The organism is Paenibacillus sp. B1-35 (assembly GCF_050474385.1).
Lineage (GTDB): Bacteria > Bacillota > Bacilli > Paenibacillales > Paenibacillaceae > Paenibacillus_B > Paenibacillus_B alvei.
The window spans coordinates 169,163-187,933 of record NZ_JBCHVJ010000001.1 but is presented as its reverse complement, the minus strand read 5'-3'; the positions used below and the strand labels follow the sequence as shown (position 1 = coordinate 187,933).

The 18,771-nt window shown below is 45.4% G+C and carries 17 protein-coding genes, 1 pseudogene and 1 riboswitch; of the genes and pseudogenes, 8 read left to right on the top strand and 10 right to left on the bottom strand.

All coding sequences use genetic code 11. The features are described from left to right. Positions 1–21: 21 nt before the first annotated feature. Positions 22–240 (bottom strand): cold-inducible protein YdjO-related protein, encoded by a 219-nt coding sequence (locus ACQ5BJ_RS00945; protein ID WP_040736347.1) that lies wholly within the window; start codon positions 238–240, stop codon positions 22–24. A 159-nt stretch (positions 241–399) separates the two neighbouring features. Beyond that, entirely contained in the window at positions 400–1,818 is a 1,419-nt protein-coding gene (aspA, locus tag ACQ5BJ_RS00940; protein WP_085981378.1) for an aspartate ammonia-lyase, read from the bottom strand. Between the two features lie 216 nt (positions 1,819–2,034). Between aspA and ACQ5BJ_RS00935 the strand changes: the two genes are divergently transcribed. After that, entirely contained in the window at positions 2,035–2,679 is a 645-nt protein-coding gene (locus ACQ5BJ_RS00935; protein ID WP_005549462.1) for a metal-dependent hydrolase, read from the top strand. Between the two features lie 176 nt (positions 2,680–2,855). Here the strand turns inward: ACQ5BJ_RS00935 and ACQ5BJ_RS00930 are convergent, their stop codons facing one another. Further along, positions 2,856–3,734 carry an AraC family transcriptional regulator gene (locus ACQ5BJ_RS00930; RefSeq protein WP_005549463.1) on the bottom strand — a complete coding sequence of 293 codons (879 nt, stop codon included), beginning with the start codon at positions 3,732–3,734 and terminating at the stop codon, positions 2,856–2,858. 219 nt (positions 3,735–3,953) lie between these two features. Between ACQ5BJ_RS00930 and ACQ5BJ_RS00925 the strand changes: the two genes are divergently transcribed. Next, entirely contained in the window at positions 3,954–6,164 is a 2,211-nt protein-coding gene (locus tag ACQ5BJ_RS00925; protein ID WP_005549465.1) for a GH92 family glycosyl hydrolase, read from the top strand. A gap of 109 nt (positions 6,165–6,273) precedes the next feature. On the opposite strand, the gene ACQ5BJ_RS00920 is transcribed toward ACQ5BJ_RS00925, so the two are convergent. Then, a complete protein-coding gene (locus tag ACQ5BJ_RS00920; RefSeq protein WP_040736443.1) occupies positions 6,274–6,942 on the bottom strand; it encodes a DUF1232 domain-containing protein in 669 nt (222 codons plus the stop codon). Between the two features lie 338 nt (positions 6,943–7,280). On the opposite strand from ACQ5BJ_RS00920, the pseudogene ACQ5BJ_RS00915 reads away from it, so the two are divergent. Next, positions 7,281–7,385 (top strand): annotated as a pseudogene (locus ACQ5BJ_RS00915) (DUF3973 domain-containing protein); the annotation flags it as partial. Between the two features lie 172 nt (positions 7,386–7,557). Then, positions 7,558–8,205 (top strand): sporulation membrane protein YtaF, encoded by a 648-nt coding sequence (gene ytaF, locus ACQ5BJ_RS00910; protein WP_005549470.1) that lies wholly within the window; start codon positions 7,558–7,560, stop codon positions 8,203–8,205. Positions 8,206–8,332: 127 nt separating this feature from the next. Here the strand turns inward: ytaF and ACQ5BJ_RS00905 are convergent, their stop codons facing one another. Beyond that, positions 8,333–9,253, bottom strand: a complete 921-nt coding sequence (locus ACQ5BJ_RS00905) for a DMT family transporter (RefSeq protein ID WP_367668175.1) — start codon at positions 9,251–9,253, stop codon at positions 8,333–8,335. Positions 9,254–9,353: 100 nt separating this feature from the next. Continuing rightward, positions 9,354–9,530: riboswitch (FMN riboswitch) on the bottom strand. 228 nt (positions 9,531–9,758) lie between these two features. Here ACQ5BJ_RS00905 and ACQ5BJ_RS00900 point away from each other — a divergent pair. From ACQ5BJ_RS00900 to ACQ5BJ_RS00885, 4 genes are all read left to right on the top strand, one after another. Beyond that, entirely contained in the window at positions 9,759–10,940 is a 1,182-nt protein-coding gene (locus tag ACQ5BJ_RS00900) for a GNAT family N-acetyltransferase (protein ID WP_430107887.1), read from the top strand. Between the two features lie 84 nt (positions 10,941–11,024). After that, a complete protein-coding gene (locus tag ACQ5BJ_RS00895; RefSeq protein WP_171415543.1) occupies positions 11,025–11,336 on the top strand; it encodes a hypothetical protein in 312 nt (103 codons plus the stop codon). A 124-nt stretch (positions 11,337–11,460) separates the two neighbouring features. Then, the gene (pdaA, locus tag ACQ5BJ_RS00890; protein ID WP_163976251.1) at positions 11,461–12,246 is read left to right on the top strand and encodes a delta-lactam-biosynthetic de-N-acetylase; all 786 of its coding nucleotides are present in this window, start codon (positions 11,461–11,463) and stop codon (positions 12,244–12,246) included. Between the two features lie 183 nt (positions 12,247–12,429). Continuing rightward, positions 12,430–13,359, top strand: coding sequence for a DMT family transporter (locus ACQ5BJ_RS00885; protein ID WP_268600283.1), 930 nt, complete (start codon positions 12,430–12,432; stop codon positions 13,357–13,359). A gap of 81 nt (positions 13,360–13,440) precedes the next feature. Here the strand turns inward: ACQ5BJ_RS00885 and ACQ5BJ_RS00880 are convergent, their stop codons facing one another. The 5 genes from ACQ5BJ_RS00880 to ACQ5BJ_RS00860 all read right to left on the bottom strand — a co-directional run bounded on the left by ACQ5BJ_RS00880 (position 13,441) and on the right by ACQ5BJ_RS00860 (position 18,545). Then, positions 13,441–14,517, bottom strand: a complete 1,077-nt coding sequence (locus ACQ5BJ_RS00880; RefSeq protein ID WP_005549481.1) for a lactonase family protein — start codon at positions 14,515–14,517, stop codon at positions 13,441–13,443. A gap of 163 nt (positions 14,518–14,680) precedes the next feature. Further along, entirely contained in the window at positions 14,681–15,412 is a 732-nt protein-coding gene (gene gpmA, locus ACQ5BJ_RS00875; RefSeq protein ID WP_430107882.1) for a 2,3-diphosphoglycerate-dependent phosphoglycerate mutase, read from the bottom strand. Positions 15,413–15,554: 142 nt separating this feature from the next. Next, on the bottom strand, positions 15,555–16,490 hold the full coding sequence (locus ACQ5BJ_RS00870) for a Gfo/Idh/MocA family protein (RefSeq protein WP_430107879.1): 936 nt from the start codon (positions 16,488–16,490) through the stop codon (positions 15,555–15,557). Positions 16,491–16,514: 24 nt separating this feature from the next. Continuing rightward, the gene (locus tag ACQ5BJ_RS00865) at positions 16,515–17,093 is read right to left on the bottom strand and encodes an SCO family protein (RefSeq protein WP_430107876.1); all 579 of its coding nucleotides are present in this window, start codon (positions 17,091–17,093) and stop codon (positions 16,515–16,517) included. 171 nt (positions 17,094–17,264) lie between these two features. Continuing rightward, positions 17,265–18,545, bottom strand: a complete 1,281-nt coding sequence (locus tag ACQ5BJ_RS00860) for an MFS transporter (RefSeq protein ID WP_430107873.1) — start codon at positions 18,543–18,545, stop codon at positions 17,265–17,267. Positions 18,546–18,771: the final 226 nt, after the last annotated feature.

The window sequence follows — 18,771 nt, the reverse complement described above, 5'->3', positions numbered from 1 at the left end:
TGTAAGTGAAGGTTCGCTTGCTTACCACAGCTCTTCTTTCTTTTTCTTAGGTTGACGCTTTATTTTATTCTGAACGGCAGGCAAATGCTTAATGCTGCGAATCATTGGACCTTTACATAACGGACAACTTTGTTCATCGGAGGAGAACTCGTCTCTTACCCATGCTTTACACTCTGGATTTCTGCATTTCAGAATTTTTGTAGGAATCAATTTCGGCTTCTCGTCTTGACTAATTGTCACTTTCCAGTACATCCCTTTCCAATCAACATTCTATAAATATTTAAGCCGATAAAATATATCATCAGATAGCTGCTTATGTCAAAGTAAAATGTATGCATCGAAACATGAAAAAAGAGGCATCCCGCTAGAGATGCCCCTCATTCACCCTGAATCTATATGCTATTCCCGATCAAATAAGGCTGCACCTGCAATTCCTGGCTTCGTCATTTCATACGCATCCAGAATGGTGTCGAGCTCTTCCTCTGTTAGAACGTTATACAGCAAGCACAGCTCGCGTACGGATTTGCCGTTCTCTGTAGCTTCCCGTGCAATGCGGGCAGATACCTCGTAACCAAGATGCGGGCTTAATGCCGTAATAATGCCTACACTATTCTCCACGTACGCACGACAACGCTCCTCGTTGGCTTCAATTCCTTCCAAGCAATGTGTGCGGAACACTGTGAATACATTGTGCATCATGCTCAGAGATTGCAGCAAATTGAATACAAGTACAGGCTCCATTACATTCAACTCAAGCTGCCCCGCTTCCGATGCCAAGCATATCGTATGGTCGTTGCCGATAACTTGGAAGGCAACCTGGTTAACAATTTCACACATAACCGGGTTCACCTTGCCTGGCATGATAGACGAACCTGGCTGACGGGCTGGCAAGCGAATCTCGCCAAATCCGGCGCGTGGACCTGATGCAAGCAGACGTAGGTCATTGGCCATTTTCGACATGTTCATCATACACACTTTGAGCGCAGCAGATACTTCTGTATAAGCGTCCGTATTCTGTGTCGCATCCACAAGATGCTCTGCATGGACGAGCGGCAGCTGACTGATCTCCGCCAGGAGTTCGACCACTCGCTCAATGTATCGCGGATCCGCATTCAAGCCTGTGCCTACAGCAGTTGCCCCCATATTAACCTCAAACAAATGCTGCTTCGATTGCTCAATGCGATGCATGTCTCTTGCCAATACGCGGCTATATGCTTCGAACGACTGGCCCAATCGAATCGGAACTGCATCTTGAAGGTGTGTGCGTCCCATCTTAATGACATGGTCAAATTGTTTCGCCTTGCTGCAGAATGCGCTGTGCAAATCTTTCATCACGACAAGGAGCTTATCTACGAGCGTTAATACGGCAATATGAATGGCACTTGGGAACGCATCATTCGTCGATTGAGAACGATTGACATGATTGTTCGGGCTAAGGCTGGCGTAATCGCCCTTTTCCTTGCCCAGCAACTCAAGTGCTCGATTCGCAATGACTTCATTCGCATTCATATTCATCGAAGTTCCTGCTCCACCTTGAATCGGATCGACGATGAATTGTTCATGCCATTGACCATTAATGATCTCATCCGCGGCTTGTACGATGGCATTGCACGTGTCTGCTTGAAGTTGCTTCACCTCCATGTTGGCAATGGCGGCAGCTTTCTTTACAATGGCCAAGCCACGAATTAATTCCTTGTTCATCCGCGTGCCCGAAATTGGAAAATTCTCTACGGCGCGAAGCGTTTGAATGCCGTAGTAAGCTTCGGCTGGTACTTCTTTCTCCCCTAAAAAGTCTTTTTCGATACGAGTCGGGTTCATAATCATTGGATTCCCTTTCCTTCTCTCATGAGTAGTAGGTTCATGTATAAGGCAGAAAAAGCAACGCTCGCTTTGATTGTAATACTGTTTCCATAAATGTTCAATTTCTCATTTGAAAAAACATACATTTAATTTTTTTATTATTAACGATATAATAGATTTGCAAACATACGTTTGTATAAACAAGTCGATTGTGTACATTAGAAAGGAGTATGTATGAAAGGATCAACACACCTTAGTATCGGTGTGGCCATTGGTGCCGCTGCTGCGGCGCATTACCCATTCTCCATCCAGAATGCGTCCATTTACCTTGCTGTCGCTGCATTGTCTGCGCTCAGCGCGGATTTGGATGGACCGAGTATACTGAGCAGACGAATTGGCAAAGCAGCCAAACGGGTACATAATTTATGCATGTGGCTTGGCGTCTGCTGTGTGGCAGGAGCTATTTATCTATATGCGACGAGCGGATCGCTGAGTCAGGAGGCAATCGTTCTAACCATTGTTATGCTTTTGCTCGGTTTTGTAGCGAAGGAAGGATTAATTCGCAACATTATCATCAGCTGTGTCGGAGGAGCTATGCTCATAGGCGGTGTGCTTCTGGGCTGGGGCTGGCTTATCGGACTGGGAATTTTCGTGGGCTGGGTTCCGTGGCTGAATCATCGCGGCCTCTCCCATACAATCTGGGCTGCGCTGCTATGGGGAGCGATTGGCTGGGGATTAGAACAGCATTTGGAGCTCGAAGGAGTTGCTCTCGTATCGCTGCTCGGATATGGTTCCCATCTCCTTGCGGACACCTTAACCCCTCGCGGCGTAAAGTGGCTCTATCCGCTATATAAGCGGTCGATCAAGCTTCGACTATAAGAGCCGTTTGTTTCTTTCAGAAATGGCCATACTGTTGCTGAATCCGAATGCTGTATTCGAATCATATAGCGACTAGAGCTGCATTTGTCTATCATAAAGGTTGTAAACCAGCACCGACAGGAGCTTCTTCAATGACCGTACATTTCGTACGAATTCAAAGAAGCTCCTGTTTATTTTTAGGAAGACAATAGTGCAATATGATTTTTCCTGCGATATGTCGTTGGGCTCATCTCCATTCGGTTCTGGAATACCCGAATAAAGGTAGGATAAGATCGGAAGCCTGCTTCATAGGCTACATCTGTTATTTTCATATCCGTACTGATCAACAGATTGCACGCGTGTGCAATTCGAATCCGCTCCAAGAAGGAATAATAGTTCTCGCCGACCAACTGCTTGAAGGCAGTACTAATATAAGAGGAGCTATAATTATATGTCTTGGAAAGAAACTCCAGCGTAATCTCCTCTTTGAAATTTTGATACACATAATAGACAACCTCCCACATTCCCCGCCGCAAATGATCGTCCTCAATATGGGAACCCTCATTCAAGTGGGCAATCCGGTATCGGTCGAACCATACAAATAACTCGGTAAGCTTTGCAAGGTATATCATCCGGCTCCAAGGCTTGTGTTCTTGCATTTCCTCATACATGTCTTGCAGCAGCAAGTGAATTCGGTTCGACGTGCTCGAATCCAAATGATAGGTTGTATTCTTGTCTCCCTCTGCTCCCTTCAGCAAACTGTGCAGGGCCAAGAGAGATTCCCCCGCACCAAAAAACGCCTTCAATCCGATTGCCCCGACATAGAGCCGCAGCTCATCCCCTTCTTGTATAGCTAGCTCATGAACTTGATGAGGGAATACGAGAGTAAATGTGCCTGGTGTCAACTGCTTCTCCACTCCGTTGATCATCTCTATGCCAGTTCCCTCTATGACATAAGTAAACTCAATGAATTGATGTACATGGGCAGGAACCGAGGCTTGAAGATGATGAATCTTCAGCGTGAACGGAAAATCACTATAGATTTCCTTATCACCTTGCAAATTGTACGGGAACATGCACACACCTCCTGCTGTTAGCATCCTTTTGATAACCACATTCTAACACAAAAATTGAGAGGTTTTTTAAAATAATGATAGGATAGATATAGATTTATATCATATAATACATTATGTAAGTCATATTCAATATAACATTTAAAAAAATAAGAACATGTGTCTGTCACGATTGTAATTTGCAAAAAACAGCGCACAACAAGTACAAAGGAGCGAAAATAAATGAGCTTGCTATCTCACGTAAACCCATTGCAAGGTACGGATTCGATATATCCTTATTCTAACGGCAACACATTGCCGCTCATCTCCCTGCCTTTCGCTATGAATGCATGGAGTCCGCAAACGACGGAAGCTGGCGGCGGATGGTTCTTCAATCCAAACCATAATCGTTTCGAAGGAATCCGACTTACGCACCAACCGAGTCCTTGGATCGGAGATTACGGGCATATGACATTCATGCCGCAATCCGGACCATTGAAGGCTTGGGCGCCTGAGCGTTCCTCCTCCTTCCGCAGACAGGACATGGTTGTACGCCCTGATTATTTCAAAGTTCGGATGCTGCGCTATCAAGCTACATTGGAATTGGCTCCAACGACGCGCTGTGCAAGCATGCGCCTGACGTTCGATCGCCTGGAGCAATCCCGGTTGATTCTGTCACCATTCCCTGGTGAATCCGCGATGAAGATTGATCCGAAGAATGGCACACTTACGGGCTATACGACAGCTAAGGCTGGAGGAACTCCCGATAACTACCGCATGTACTTCGTTGTGAAATTCGACTGCCCAATCGATGCTGAGGCAAGCGGATTGACAAATCATGAGTCGAAGCCTGTTGCAGGGTTGTCAGGTACAGATGAGCGCCTTGGCGCATATGTAGGACTGCAAGTGCCAGCCAATCGTGTTGTTCACGTACAGGTAAGTACATCCTTCATCAGTGAAGAACAAGCCTTCATTAACCTGAATCGAGAAATTGGCGAGCGCAGCTTCGATGAAGTACAGAAGCTGGCAGCAGATGTATGGGAAAAGCAGTTAAGCGTCATTCAAGTCGAAAGCGATGACAAGGACAAGCTGGACACGTTCTATACTTGTCTGTATCGGACTTCCCTGTTCCCACATCAAATCCATGAATTTGATGCGAATGATAAGCAAATCCACTTCAGTCCTTACAATGGCAAAATTGAAGAAGGCCCGCTCTTCGCTGACATCGGATTCTGGGATACGTATCGTACATCGTTCCCGCTGTACAACCTGCTCTACCCGTCCTTCATGAACGAAATGATGCAGGGCTGGGTCAATGCATACAGAGAAGGCGGTTGGATGCCAAAATGGGCTTCCCCGGGTGAACGCAGCATGATGCCAGGCACGCTCATTGATGTCAGCTTCGCAGACTCTGTTGCCAAGGGTGTTACCGGATTCGATGTGGCTACTGCGTTCGAAGGTTTGCTGAAGCATGCGATGACCGTTGCTGATGATCATCGTGTAGGACGTAAAGGAATGCAGGAGTATTTGAAGCACGGCTTCCTCCCTGCTGATATTCATACACATGAGAGTGTGTGCAACACACTTGACTATGTATATGGCGACTTCTGCATCGCACAAATTGCCAAGCATTTGGGACGCGATGCAGAGTATAAGCAGCTGATGGAGCGCGCTCGCAACTACAAGCACTTGTACGATCCAACGATTGGCTTCATGCGCGGCAAGCTGGAAGACGGAAGCTGGCTTGAGCCGTTCGATGCTACAGAATGGGGCGGCCCGTATACGGAAGGCGGGGCATGGCAGAGCAGTTGGGCCGTACAGCACGACCTTCTTGGGTTAGCAGACTTGATCGGCGGACGCAAGCAATTGAAAGAACGACTGGATGCATTGTTCGCTGCGGATCCAGAGTTCAAGGTTGGCTCTTATGGCTTCGAAATTCATGAGATGTCAGAGATGGCTGCAATCGACTTCGGTCAATTTGCGATTAGTAATCAACCAAGCTTCCATATCCCATACGTATATACCGCTCTAGGTTACCCTTCCTTGACGCAGCATTGGGTGCGCAAGACAATGGATGAACTGTTCAGCGCTCGTCCTGACGGCTTGCCGGGCGATGAGGATAACGGCAGTTTAGCTGCTTGGTATGTATTTGGCGCAATGGGCATCTTCCCTCTTACGCCTGGTGTTCCACAGTACGTGTTCGGAACGCCATTGTTCAAGAAGATGACTGTCAACCTGGACAACGGAAAACAAATTGTCATTGAGGCACCTAACAACTCTGCCGAAGCTAAATATGTAGCTGGTGTGCGTGTAAATGGTGAGCAAGTGTCCCATTTGTATATTGACCACGAACAATTAAAGGATGGAGCTGCCTTGTCCTTCACAATGGCAGAGGAGCCGCATGAGCAGCAATATGATGAATCCGCATTACCTTATGCAATGTCAAGAGCGTAAGGCAAATTCGATTGTTTCGTTCTTCATTAGGCTTGCTTCTTAGTCAATCGACCAAATAGAATGCAACAAGGCTAGGGGTGCTCCGGTCAAATTGCGACCTGGAACACCCCTATTTTTCTGCTAAACGCTGAGAAGCCTGAAGGTCAGATAATCTCTCCATTGCCAGCTGCACAGCCATCGCGTCATCAATATATCCGATTGGGAACAGATAATCTGGAATGATATCCGCTGATAAAATAAAATACAGCAGCGCACTCCCTAAAATAGCCCGCTCTTCTCTCGTTGCTTGATCGCTGCAATATTGCTCGTAAGCATCATGCAATTGATCAATGAAGGGGCCCCACCCGCTCACTTCTTTAACCTTGGCATGAAAATTGTCGCGAATCATCCGGTCACCTTCATCGGTTTGTGCATATTGCTCATATTTATCCAGCTCCTGCCTGACATGCTCCTTCGTAAATGGATAATCGAGCAGTTGTATCGACTTGACTATAAATTGAATGGTATCTTCCTTTAGTTCATCGCCAGTTGGCTCCACAGGAACCGATTCGAGCTTGCCGAATTCAACGCCGACGGCCTCCATCAATTGCTCAACGGGAATGGATAAATGCTTGGCGAATGAAGTGAGATGATGAATTTTGGCAGGCTGCTTACCGTTAATAATTCGAGAAATTGTTGCTGTATCCATTCCAGTTTGTTCACTCAGCTTGCGCATCGAGAGTGATTGCTCTTTCATGCACTTTTTCAGTATATCACCCAGTGGATTGCTCTGTACGATGGCCTTCACCTCCTGTCTTGATCACTTGCAATCCTTGCTCTCAGTATATGCACGGGTTCGCCTTGCCTACCCCATAATTTTATCTTCCATTGTGTCAAAGCGAACAAAACGAACCGGACGATGGCCGCAGACCAAATCCAATACCTGATCATTCCGTACACCAAGCAGTATTTCATCAACATGCCATTGATCATATGCGCAAGCCAACCGCATTCTGTTGAATTTTTTTCAACATTTCGATCGATACCTTATCACAACTCTCAACATCGTGACATATGATACCTCAACAGTGCTGCAAGCAGCACCGAACCATACCCACAATAAGGAGTTGAACAGCTATGTATTACTGCCTGAAATGTTCTCAAGTCCATTACGATGATGGCGCATCAGTAGTGTTTCGGAATGTGTTCTATGTGGATGAGATCACCAAACGCAAATTCCAGCTAGGAGAATGCCATTTGAAATCTCCGTTTCCCTACCCGGCAGGAAGTAAGTATCAGCAAGTATTCGTTCCTACCAGAGAAACCGTGCTGCAGATGCTGCACGAATAAGAGGAACGTCAATCCATTACTCATCGTTTGAATAAGTACGAAAGTAACAAGGGAGAGGTTCAGCATGCAGTGGATTATGATCCTAGGATTAGCAGTCGCATCGAGTATAGATAACTTAGGAGTAGGAATTTCCTACGGCATTCGGAAAATAAAGATTGGAGCTTTATCTAATGCTTTTATTTCAATCATTTGCTTTATCTTTAGCATGGCAGGCCTTATGTTCGGCCAGTGGATATCTAAGGTACTGCCAGGTATATTACCAACTCTATTAGCGGCATTTATTTTGCTCGTGGTTGGCATGCGCATCGTCTTACTCACTTCTCATCATGGGAATACGAAGGAAGAAGCTACAGTAGTCCTGAAAGCAAGTGGTGAAGAAAATTCTGGTTATGCGTTGGAGCGCATGCTGCAGAAGCCCGAAGAAGCAGATAAGGATAAATCAGGAACGATTAATTTGTGGGAAGCAACTATTCTTGGTGTCGCGCTGTCTGCCAATGCGCTGACAAATGGTCTTAGTGCCGGACTAATAGGATTGTCTCCGCTTGCCATATCATTGACCGCAGCAATTGGGAGCTTCGTTACATTATGGGCTGGCGCATTGCTTGGTCATAAACTGGCCAATATTCGAATTGGACGGTACACAGTAGGACAGTTCAGCACTGTGCTTAGCGGCGTTATCATCATCCTGATCGCGATCAATTCTTTCTTCTGAAAACACAATAGAACCCTTCTACAATGCGTTCAGGGGCATTGCAGATGGGTTCTATGTGATTACGTTTATGTTCAGAAGACAAATTCGCAGCGACAGCCGATCACATGCTGTGCCCCCTTATTGTCTGTCAATTTTGTCTTGATACGATATACAACGCGATCCAGATGAGAACGAAACCAGTAATTTGTGCACCCGTGACTACTTGATGGAACACAATCCAGTTCATTAGCATCCCTACCAATGGAAATGACAACTCCGCAAGTGTTGCGTAAGAAGCCTTTGTACTGGATAGACCGCGATAATAGAGCAAGAGACTTACTAGTCCTGGAAGCAGCGCCTGCAAGAAAATATAGAACGAAAGTGTTCCCCATTCTGAGGCTGCAAAATTCCAGCTTGGCGACTCGATTGAAGTTAACACAATAAGCAGCGGGAGCGCAATTACAAATCGAAGAGATGTAACGGTCTCATATTCCATCTTGTCGAGAAGCATTCGACCCATTACGGTAGAGCCGCCCCACAAGAATGCTGCCCCTAGTGCCAAAATACTGCTATAGCCAATCACTTCATTATAGTGCCCAATTGGCAAAGACCATCCAAAAGTCAATAAATAAGTACCGATAATGGCAAGCAGAAGCAAAAGAGAGAACCGACGCGGCAGCGTCTCCTTCAATAACAATCTTGCCAAAATGATCGCAAAGACCGGTTGAAGCTTTTGCAGCAGCAGTACGCCATTCGCATCACCGTGTGCAAATGCCTCTGTGAACATGATTGTGGCAATGACAGAGCCACCCCATGACAGGAACAACAGTGCGAGTACATGCTTCCATGTACAGTTGCGCAGTTCCTTCCGGTGAATCCATAATACCGGGATCGCATACAGTGCGAGCATAAGATGCTCAATCAATACGATCTGAGTAGAAGTCATCGACTCCATTACCCATACCCGGAACAGTGGGCCAATACCCCACAATGCCGCTCCCATCGCGACGAACCATACTCCTTTGCGGGAGCTGTTCATTCGTGTGTCGGCCTCGATACGATGTTCCATATTCAATAACCTCCGAGGTTGTTGAATATCGGATCTAGACATGCAGAAGAGACAAATTCGCATTAGACCTGTTGTATGCAGTTGTTCCAAACAACGTGTGCGAGATCTTCTTCCATCCGGACTATACCGTCGGCCTTGGCTTCTCACCAAGTCAGTCGCTGTTCTTCCGTTCTCTGCTTAACCGGCAAACAACCGAATAAGCGAACAGCGAGTCGCGGGCTCGGGCAGCTACGCCCATACCGCCGGTCAGGAATTTCACCCTGCCCTGAAGATCCATATTCAAACTACATAGTAGCATGTTGTTTAATTATTCACATGCCCTGTCTACATTATATCGAGATTTTAAATTTGAGCAATACGATATATCTCATTTTCATGAAACTTTTCATTGTTTGCATATATATACCAAATTCAAATATATTTCTTTTCTCCATTGCATCCCTTTCCATTTCATTTACAATAGATCATATACCGCAACCTAATCATCTTTCCAGGAGGGGGCATCATGTCAATCGTTCGTTTGAATAAGGAACAATTATGGGAAACCTTTTCATTGTCCGAATATGCTTTTCAATACAAAATAAAACAAGAAGAGCACAATGAACGTCTTCAAAACCTGGAGCAGCATGACGTATATGGCATATTCGATCAAGGTCGCCTCGCTGCAAAGCTCCATATCATTCCTTTTGAAATCTATCTAGGACAAATGAAGCTGAAAATGGGCGGCATTGCCGGAGTGGCGACCTATCCCGAATATCGGCGCAAAGGCTACGCAAAGGAACTGCTGCTTTATTCTTTACAAGTGATGAGAGATGCAGGAACGTCCCTATCCATGCTCAATCCCTTTTCCTTCCCTTTCTATCGCAAATTAGGTTGGGAGGCTTGCAGCGATCGGATGACATGCCAATTTACACACCATGAATTGATTCCATTCCAGCATGAGCCGAGTGGTGTGGTTCGCCGCTTTTACAAGGAGACACATTCTCCGGATATCGAAGACGTATATGAAGCATGGTCTTTCCGGCATGCTGGCATGCTCGTGCGAGATAGAAAATGGTGGCTTGACTTGTATGATAATCATACTGCGGCAGTATATTATGACGAACATTCGCAACCTCAAGGATATATGTTGTACACGATGAACAACTCTGTGATGCAAGTAAGGGAATTCATGTGCATTACACCAGAATCCAGAATCGGATTGTGGAATTATATTTGCCAGCACGATTCCATGGCAAAACAAGTAGAGATGCGCCTTAACCAGGATGAACGGCTTCTGTTTGCCCTTGACAATCCACGAATTCCACGTACGCTGCATCCGAACTTCATGGCAAGAATAGTTGATGTTGCTTCGTTTCTAGAACATTATCAGTTTGCTCCCGTTTCCTTACACCAACCCATTATTTTGAGCATTCGCGATGTTCATGCACCTTGGAATAATATTTCAATTCTTTTACAGGAGGGGCACGCAACATTACTCTCTCCAAATGACTCACAAAATAACCCATTACTCAGCACAATTAACAATATCTATGTAGACATTCGATCATTGACAGCTTTACTGCTTGGTTATCAGCGGCCACTCGAATTGTATGAGTGCGGGATCCTTACTGGTGATTTCAGCAGCATCCAGGTTCTTGAGCAGTTAATCCCTAGGCTCCGTCCCTACATATCAGACTCTTTCTAGCCCCTTGTTGCGCTAGAGCATTGAGAATCGCAATTCATCTTCGTTATAATAAGCTGTATGAATCTATGTAAGGGAGATTTCTCAATGACTCGTAATCAAGTAGAACAGCAAATTATCGACAATTATGAACGTGATGAACAAATGATGATTCTTATTTTTGCCCAGTGGTGTGTAAACCATAATCTTGATCCTGCCGAACTCTATCATCGCGCATACCCGAAGCAAGGCGACAACTATCCATTGCAGCAGGCCATTGAACTTACCGTACCGAAGGAAGAGGCGGGGCCGATCCCAGATGAGACTTTGTTCGCCGTATTGTCGATGTATAATAACGAAGATCTTGCATTCGTCGTATCGGAAGAGATAGCAAAGCTGAAGCAAGCCCGCTCCAAATAAATTGCAAAAAAATGAAAAGTAAAATAGCGAAAGAATTGCAATTCTGTTCACGTATAAGTTCATTGCAAATATGGAATAGTAGTCCATGATTGATACCAACTAACATCAAGGAGTATATTTGCATATGAAACGCATACGAATTGCCGCTCTTCTTCTCTGTTTGCTCGCAGCAAGCATCCATACGACCGCATTCGCTGGGCAAAGCCCCGCCTATCACTTTGGATTCAAGAAGAGTGTGAACGGCAAGCTTCCTTCAATTGACGAGGAAGGCTTCAAACCGACTATCGAGAAGCATGGAGCCATTTTTTTGGGCGATACAAACAAAAAAATGATTTATTTAACCTTCGATAACGGTTATGAAAATGGATACACGGCACAAATCCTTGATACCTTAAAGGCCAAGAAAGTTCCCGCCATCTTCTTCGTTACAGGACATTATGTAAAAACACAACCTGAATTGCTGAAACGAATGATTCAAGAGGGGCATCTCATCGGAAATCATTCATGGAGCCATCCAGATATGACAACGAAATCTGATGAGCAAATACGTACAGAGCTGGATAAGGTCAAACAAGCTGTCACTGAGATTACTGGTGTAAAGGAAATGCCTTATTTACGACCGCCACGCGGTATATTTAATGACCGAACACTAGCTATAACGAAAAATATGGGGTATACCAATGTATTCTGGTCAGTGGCCTATCTGGATTGGGATGTCAATGCCCAACGTGGAACGAGCTACGCGTATGATAAGGTCATCAAGCAGCTTCATCCGGGTGCGGTCATTCTGCTCCACTCTATATCGAAGGATAATGCCGGGGCACTGGGTGCGATTATTGATGGCGCTCGCCAACAGGGATATGAATTTGCAAGTCTTGATCAATTGCAAGTGCAGCAGCCAGCTAAATAATACAGCTTCATCACATTTCACGATAAACGAATATCGTACCGATAAGGGCTGAAGAACATCATTATGTTCCTCAGCCCTTATTTGCAATTAACTATAGACTTTATATTTCAAGTTGACTGCAATTCGTGTATACTTGCTCATTGTGATTGCCAATTCATTCATATTCCGAGGGGTCTTTAGCTTATGTCATCAAGAAAAACATCGCAAGTGTATGCTTTGCTCATTGTAGGTATGATCGCAATTTCTTTCTCTGCCATTTTTGTAAAGTGGTCAAATGCACCAGCTTCTATTATCGGCATGTATCGTCTCCTAATTACCAACATTGTATTGCTTCCTTGGGTGTGGGCATACCGTTCCGAGTGGCGTTCTGTCCAGCGTAATGATTGGGTGCGCCTATTCCTGTCAGGCTTTTTCCTGGGACTTCATTTTCTGCTCTGGATGGAATCACTGCGCTATACAACCGTAGCCAGTTCGACGGTGCTGCTTGCCTTAGAACCGATACTCGTTATGGCCGGATCGTTCTGGTTTTTTAAACAGAAAACAACAGCTCCTGCATTAGTAGGCGTAGGGATCGCTCTATGCGGCATGATGCTGATTGGATGGGGAGACATGGCTGTATCCGGTCAAGCGTTGTACGGTGACATCCTATCCATGCTTGGCACGATAGCCGTAGTCATCCATATGCTGCTAGGACAGGATTTGCGCCAGCGCGTCTCTTCATATGTTTATAATTTCACGGTATTTCTTGTTGCTGGTCTAGCATTGGCTGCATATAACCTTTCTGCGGGATATTCCTTCACTGCTTATGAACCAAAAGAGTGGATTTTATTTGCATGCATGGCCATCATCCCAACTGTACTCGGACATATGCTGTTTAACTGGCTCCTGAAGTACATCAGCGCTACGTCCATTTCAATGAGTGTGCTTGGCGAACCCGTTGGTTCTATCATTTTGGCGTGGCTGCTCTTAGGGGAAACGTTAGTAATGACCCAACTCATCGCCTGTCTCCTGCTTATCATTGGTGTATGGGCGTTCCTTATGAGTGATCGGCGTGCTCACCACCCCTCTCCGCCCGCAATAACGGAAGCCGCACCATCCCGCTCCGTATTGTAATTCTGCCGAATGTAAAAAGCCGGTACTCGCAGCTAAGCGAATGCCGGCTTTATTGACTTCAACCATGCTGTATATTGAAAATTAGCTGTTCACGTACACAGGCTTCACACATACAGGCTTGGAAACTTGTACGGAATGCCCTGTATAGGCTATTTTCCCAGTGGCTCTATCTACATGGAACACTGCAATATTATTTGAATCTCGATTCGCAGCAAGCAAATAGGAACCTCCTGGTGTCAAAGCGAAGTGACGCGGATGCCCTCCTTCTGTAGACACATATTCTATAGTCGTCAGCTTTCCTGTATCCGGGTGAACGGCGTATACAACGATGCTATCGTGCCCACGATTTGAGCCGTACAGGTATTTTCCATCTTCAGAAATGGCTATCTCGGCACATCCGTTTTCGCCATCATAATTCGCAGGCAGTGTAGAAACAGTCTCAATTGGTCGAAGCTCTCCATTTTCCGAGTGATAAGAAAATACGCTTACCGTCGAGTTCAGTTCATTAATCACATAAACGAATCGCCCATTGGGATGGAAGGTCAAGTGACGCGGCCCGGAGCCTGCTGGAACTTCATATTCTCCTTGCGGAACCAATACATTGCGTTGCTTGTCAATCGAATAACACTTCACGCGGTCACTTCCCAAGTCGGACACATATACATATTGCTCGTCTGGACTGAAAAAGGCAGAGTGTGCACGTGCCTGATTTTGATTCGGATGAGGCCCTTGACCAACATGCTGCTGAACATCGAGCTGTCGACCTACCTGTCCATTTTCCTCCAGCGCCAACAATCCAATACGACCACCATGATAGCTGGATACGATTAGATAACGGCTGTTCGAGTCGCGCTGGATGTGGCATGTAGGAGCATCAAGTGAAAAAACGCGATTCAACTGTGTCAGCTTTCCTGAATCTGTATCGATTGCAAAGCTAACCGCTTCCGCTGTCTTCGTACCATCTTCAGCAGCGCATTCCCCAATTGAATAAAGCTTCTTATGATCGATATCGACATTTATGAATGTCGGGTTCTTCAGTCCCGACACGTCATCCAGCTTCGTGAGCTGTCCAGACTTCTCGTCAAATGAATATACATATAGTCCAGAAGAATCTGCTTCTGCATACGAACCAACAAAAACTAGTGTACGTTGTTCCATGTATGTAACTCCCTTCGGTAATTGTCCTTAAGTAGACAGGAAAATAATATTGTTTCTCTACTTTACACTTGGTGCATCGGAATATCAACATGAGTGTCTTACATACAAAAATTAAGCAAATAGAGAGCTGCTTCTATCGCAGCTCTCCCTGATCTTCCGTATTCTAAATGTGTTCAGGAATGATTCCTGTAGGGATTTCACCATCCAGCCCCAAATAGTAGCGCCGGATTGGCGCTAACTTCTCGTCAAGCTCATATACAAGCGGTGTTCCGGTTGGAATGTTCAGATTCGCAATGCCGTCAGCAGGTATGTTGTCCAAATACTTTACAAGCGCCCGCAGCGTATTGCCGTGAGCGGCAATGATGATGCGTTCCCCTACACGAATAGCCGGGGCAATGGACTCATGCCAATAAGCGAGCACACGCTTCTCAGTATCTTCTAAATTCTCTGTCAGTGGAAACTGTCCCGGTTGTAATGCTGCATATTTTCGGTCATCGGCTTCATAGCGGGGATCATTCAATTCCAAAGCAGGCGGCCGGACATCAACGGATCTGCGCCAGAGATGAACCTGCTCTTCCCCATATTTTTCTGCCGTTTCTGCCTTATTTAGACCCTGTAATGCGCCGTAATGCCGCTCATTCAGCTTCCATGTATGATGAATCGGAATCCACATTTGATCCATTTCGTGGAGTGCAATCCACAGTGTGCGGATCGCCCGCTTCAAGACCGAAGTATGGGCCATGTCAAACACAAATCCATGTTTGCGCAAAATTTCTCCTGCTTGTCTCGCTTCAATTAGACCCTGTTCAGACAAGTCAACATCCGTCCAACCTGTAAATCTATTCTCCAAATTCCAAATGCTTTGACCATGTCGGATAAGTACAAGTTTCATCATACGCGGCTCCTTTCCGTGAGCGTACCACGTTCACTACAACCTAGTTGATCATGAATGATTTCGTCCTTCTACTCTCTTTTTATCCAAAAAACATGTAAATGAAACAAACAATGAAATGTAATGTAACTTGATGTAAATCCTTTCAAAGGTTCTTGTTCCTCGTACATAATGTCTCGACAAGCTCGTGCGAGGCCAGCACTTGATCTGCGCGTATAGTGCATTGCTCCGGCATATCAATGGAATCGAGAAAATGATTAATAATGCCGTGGAAGCCGCGACGATAGCTAATAGACTCCCAGCTTCCGAACCGTTTTACCTGCTGGCCGGTTATTCGATCATGCCATACTGCTTGCTCCAGATTCGTAATTTCAACAGTCCGTCCACCCCCATGCAGCTCAACCTTTTCTAGGTCTACCCCAGCACGGCGATTCATACTGAATATTGCGGTGGCTTGATCGAACAATAAGCTTCCCGTTGCATGCAGCAATTTCCCTGATTCGTCTTGCGACTCGACATAGGAAGCGAGCTGATGCGGTTTCATGCCGAGCCATAACATGAGATCCAACATATGGATCATATCATCATACAATGTATGCTTTGCACTCATCTGCTGCTGTCTTGTCCGATGCTTTTGAGAAATGCACAGGTCGAACCCTCCTGCCTCTTCGATCCATCTCTTCGCTTCTGTATACATCGGAGCGAACCGTCGATTAAAACCGACAGCTAGCAGACGTCCCTGTTCCTGAGCGACTTTAGCCATCCGCGTCGATGCCTCTATGTCATAGGACAATGGTTTATCCACATACACATGAATCCCCTGCTGTAAACAAGTGATTACGATTTCTTCATGCGTTGGGGTAGGCGTATGAACGAATACGGCATCAGGCTTTTGATCCAGTAATGGTTCCAGCTCCGTATATCTGCCTTCCATTCGATATCGCTGGCCAACCGCATCTACCGTGGATTTTGTTCGGCTCATCATTCCTACAATGTCAATACGATCAGATTGACCCAGCACAGGAAGATACGCTTTCTGCGCGATGTCCCCCAGCCCAATGATCCCAATTCTTTTTCTCATCACTTCTACCTCCATAACCACCCATCAATCCAACAAAGATTTCACGTCTTCGATGATTTTATCCTCCTGCGGCTCTAATCCATTGTAGCGCGTGAGCACCGTTCCTTCTTGATCAACGAGGAAAATAGAAGTTGGATGATTCACTTGATCATCTCCATCTACCTTTTGCACATGTGATTTGAACGTCTCACGGCTGTAGGATTCAATGGCTGCCTGATCATAGCCTGTAACAAAACGCCAATGCGTTGTATCGGCTTTATATTTGCCAAGAAACTTCTTAATCTTCTCTGGCGAATCAATCGAAGGATCAACACTGAATGACAAAATATGTATATCCTGGATTCCGTTTTCTTTTAATTTGTCTTGAATTTGCGTTAAGTTGAAGGTCATTGGCGGACACACCGTATTGCAGCTTGTAAATGCGAAGTTGACCAGCCATACCTTGCCCTTCATTTGTTCGGTGTTAAAAGGCTGCCCATCTTGATCCGTTGCCTCAAAAGAAGCAACCTTCCAGTCATAATCATTTGGCTTGGGCTTGACTCCGCAGGCGACTAGAACGACCATCAGGATAGCAATTGCACTGCTAACGAGTATTCTCTTCATACTGGCCTCCACAATACGATACCAACATCGTTTTTTTCCTTATTGTACCGTAATTGCAAGCCTATTTTTACCACGTATGACCCTATTAAGCTACGATATTGTGACAATTCTGTACATTCATGCTAATACATGCAAGTGTTTCGTGATCATAAAGGGGTAGACCGGCACTCCTTAGCACTTTATAGGCACATCTTTTTCCAATGATAATTCATGAAATGATTTCACACGTAGTTGTAAAAATGGGGTGAACAGTAATGTACAAGCCGAAGCTAACAATCCAATGCCACCCGCAAATAAAGCGAACCGTAACCCCATTGCCCCCCCTATCATCCCTCCAATTAACGAACCAAGCGGTAAAGAACCCCACGAGATAAATCGAAATGTAGCATTCACGCGCCCTTGCAGGGCATCGGGTACAATTACTTGACGTAAACTGAGGGTACTAATGCTAAACATTGAGACTCCCATTCCGAAAAGAAGCTGTCCAAGCATCATAATCAACGCAATACTTAATTCTGATCCTACTGCTAATGGAGCAAGCAAACCGCCACTTGCTGCGATCGTAGCGGAACCCACAATAGTTGGATCTACTCCAAAACGACGTACAACCCTTTGGGCAAGCAGAGAGCCAAATAGGTACCCTACTCCTAGCGTTCCATAAATGATGCCGAGAATGCTCGCACTGATTTTGAGTTCTTGCGATGCATATAGAACATAAATACTAAAAATAACATTCCAGGAAAGGTTAAAGACTGTTGAGCAGCGCACCACTCCCCACAGCAACGGTTTTGTGTAAACCGTATGCAGACCTTCTTTCATTTCCAGCCATATGTTTTTTTGTTTTTTCGCATCTGTCACGACTGTCTCCGACTTGCGAATCCGGGCTATGTACACAGCGGATACAAAAAAGGATGCCGACGTGAACAATATTGCAAAAGGAGCGGTGATTAACTGTTCCAATCCACCTGATAAACCTGGCCCAGCAATTTGTGCGGTAGATTTACTTGTCTCTAGTTTGCTATTCCCATCAATAAGCTGCTCCTTCCTCACAATGGAAGGCAAAAAGGATGTATAGGCAACATCAAAAAAGACAGTACAGATACCCACTATGAAGGCTACCAAATATAGAACTGTCATATTCAGGAATCCAGCTATGGCTGTCAGCGGCACAATGAGCAGTATTGCACCCCTGAAAAAGTTAGCGGCGACAAGAATTGGTCGCCGGGGAAATCTGTCTATCCATACACCAGCGATCAAACCGAAAATAATAAATGGCGCATACTCGGCAAAACCAAGCAACCCCATTTGCATGGGACTGGCCCCTAAATAGAGAGCTGCCACTAATGGCATTCCTAATAATGCAACCTGAGTCCCAAACTGTGATGCAGTTTGCCCAATCCAGAGCCTGCGAAAATCTGTGTTCGTTAACAATCCTTCCACCTTGTTATTCATGCTCATTCCCCCATTTTTTCGTCACAACGAATTGCCATTCAAATTTGCATTTTTAGTATAGGGGAAATTGCGTTTCAAGATCTTGCGCTTTCATTATCGCAAATGTTGGATGATTCATATTGCCCGTAAATTCATTCATTTTCCTGTCCGCTAGCGTAATGGCGCATCGTCAGTCTAATACTATACTTTCTGAGTCTATAACATTATTTACACGATCTAACACTTT